This is a genomic window from Candidatus Nanopelagicales bacterium (assembly GCA_018003655.1).
Lineage (GTDB): Bacteria > Actinomycetota > Actinomycetes > S36-B12 > UBA10799 > JAGNDY01.
Genome location: JAGNDY010000075.1, coordinates 1 through 2,239, shown reverse-complemented (window position 1 = coordinate 2,239; position 2,239 = coordinate 1). Strand labels below are relative to the sequence as shown.

Annotated in this window: 1 protein-coding gene and 2 tRNA genes; 1 reads left to right on the top strand and 2 read right to left on the bottom strand. The window is 62.8% G+C overall.

Annotation, left to right across the window (positions count from 1 at the left end; genetic code table 11):
- Positions 1-73 precede the first annotated feature (73 nt).
- Together KAZ48_09305 and KAZ48_09300 are read right to left on the bottom strand one after the other, a co-directional pair.
- Positions 74-1,531: a trigger factor gene (locus KAZ48_09305; protein MBP7972984.1), complete on the bottom strand. Its 1,458-nt coding sequence runs from the start codon at positions 1,529-1,531 to the stop codon at positions 74-76.
- Between the two features lie 82 nt (positions 1,532-1,613).
- Positions 1,614-1,686: transfer RNA gene (locus tag KAZ48_09300), tRNA-Pro, on the bottom strand.
- 168 nt (positions 1,687-1,854) lie between these two features.
- Between KAZ48_09300 and KAZ48_09295 the strand changes: the two genes are divergently transcribed.
- Positions 1,855-1,925, top strand: a tRNA-Gly gene (locus KAZ48_09295).
- Positions 1,926-2,239: the final 314 nt, after the last annotated feature.

The following is a 2,239-nucleotide window of genomic DNA, read 5'->3' as shown; positions in this document are numbered from 1 at the left end:
CTCAGGAACATCCCGGAACGTGCTCGTGTTCGCCCAGGGCGCACCAACTCAGCCCGCCAAGGAGCGCCGTGCGTTAGTCCTTGGATTCGGCCTGGTCAGCAGCTTCGGCGATCTCCTCGGCGATCTCTTCAGCGATCTCCTCGGCGATAACTTCTTCGACGATCTCCTCGGCAATTTCCTCAGCCAACTCTTCGACAAGTTCCTCGGCGATCTCTTCCTCGGCGAGTTCTTCGAGGGCCTCTTCAAGCTCCTCTTCCATCTCGTCGGCCTCGGCCTCATCGAGCGCCGCCAGGTTGACCTCGTTGCCACTGGCATCGGTCACGGCAGCCTTCTGCAGGACCGTCGCCAACGCTTTACCGCGGCGAACGTCAGCGACAGCCATCGGGACCTGTCCGGCCTGGACCAACGCGTCAGCGAACTGGTCTGGGCTCATGCCGTATCGAGGTGCCTGGGCGATCAGCCATTGGGTCAACTCCGCCTGGCCGACCGAGAGCTCCTCGGTGTCAGCAATCTTGTCGAGGAGGAACTGAGTCCTGATGGATTTGCTGGTGTTCTCTTCGACCTCAGAGCGGTGCTCGTCATCACCGTGACCGTCTTCGAAGTGCTCGGCAACTTGTGCCTCTAACAGACTCTGCGGGACTGGAATCTCGACCGTCTCGAGCAGTTGCTCAAGTGCCTTCTCGCGTGCTTCCATTCCCTGCTCAACCAGTGCCATCCGCGCAACCCGGTCCTGCAGGTCGCCGCGAAGTTCCTCGAGTGTGTCGAACTCGCTGGCAAGTTGGGCAAACTCGTCGTCTGCGTCAGGCAGCGAGCGCTCACGCACCCCCTGCACTGACACTGTGATGGAGAGTTCCTTTCCGGCCAGCTCGCCCTCTTCCGGGGTGAAGGGGAATGTTGCCGTCTCGCCTTCGGAAAGTCCACGGATCGCTTCGTCGGCGCCGTTGACCATGCCAGCGGATCCGACCTCGTAGGACAGGGCCGTGGCGCTGTATTCCTCTTGCTTCTCGCCATCGAGAGTGCCCTCGACGTCAATGAGGACCAAGTCATCGTCCTGCGCTGCCCGCTCGACTGGTAGCGCAGTGGCGAAACGCTTGCGCAGTTCGTCAAGTTGCTCAGTCACTTTCTCGTCAGTGACCTCGGTGTCGGCGACCGTCACGGCCAGGCCGGCGTACTCAGGCAGTTCAAACTCGGGCCGAATGTCGACCTCGGCGGTGAAAACCAACTTCTCGTTGTCTTCGAGTTCAGTGACCTCAACCTGCGGCTGCCCGACGGCGACGACCTCGTTCTCGGTGATCGCGGCGTCGTAGGCGGCTGGGAGGGCCTCGTTGACCGCCTCCTCCAGAACGGACCCCCGGCCAACGCGTTGGTCGATCACTCGCGGGGGGACCTTGCCTTTGCGGAATCCGGGAATGGTGACCTGCGAACTGATCCGGGTGTAGGCCGCCGCGAGGGAATCGCTCATCTCCTCGAACGGGACCTCAACGGTGAGCTTGACGCGGGTGGGAGACAGGGTCTCGACCGAACTCTTCACAAACGATCCTCGGGTGTCGGCGCCCACCGGGACGGGTTCCCTGGCGGACTGGTTGTGGTCCGGGCCGTGGGCTCGAACCTTGTCGGGGCGGGGAGACTCGAACTCCCGATCTCCTGCTCCCAAAGCAGGCGCGCTAGCCACTACGCTACGCCCCGCGGCAATAGCTCCGTCAGTCTAACGGCGGCGCCAGAGCCCGCTGCGGGGCGCGGTCGTATTGGGAAACGCGGCATGGGGTCTGCGAACAAGGGACGACGTAATCGCGGCTCAACCACTCGTTCGCGCGAACGTTCTGTACCCTGATCAGGCGCAAGCACGCGGCGCACGCGGGTGTAGCTCAATGGTAGAGCCCCAGCCTTCCAAGCTGGCCATGCCGGTTCGATCCCGGTCACCCGCTCTGAGCGAGGTTAAGTAGCAGCGAGCATGCTCGAGGACACTGGCTCCGAGCGAGGAAGGGTCGCAGGCGAAGCCGAATACCCGCTCTGAGCGAGGTTAAGTGGCAGCGAGCATGCTCGAGGACACTGGCTCCGAGCGAGGAAGGGTCGCAGGCGAAGCCGAATACCCGCTCTGAGCGAGGTTAAGTGGCAGCGAGCATGCTCGAGGACACTGGCTCCGAGCGAGGAGAGTTAGTCGGCTTCCACCGGCACGTCGGACGTTGGGACGTGCGTCACGGAAGGAAGAATCCAGAGGACCATGAGCAACGAAGACCTG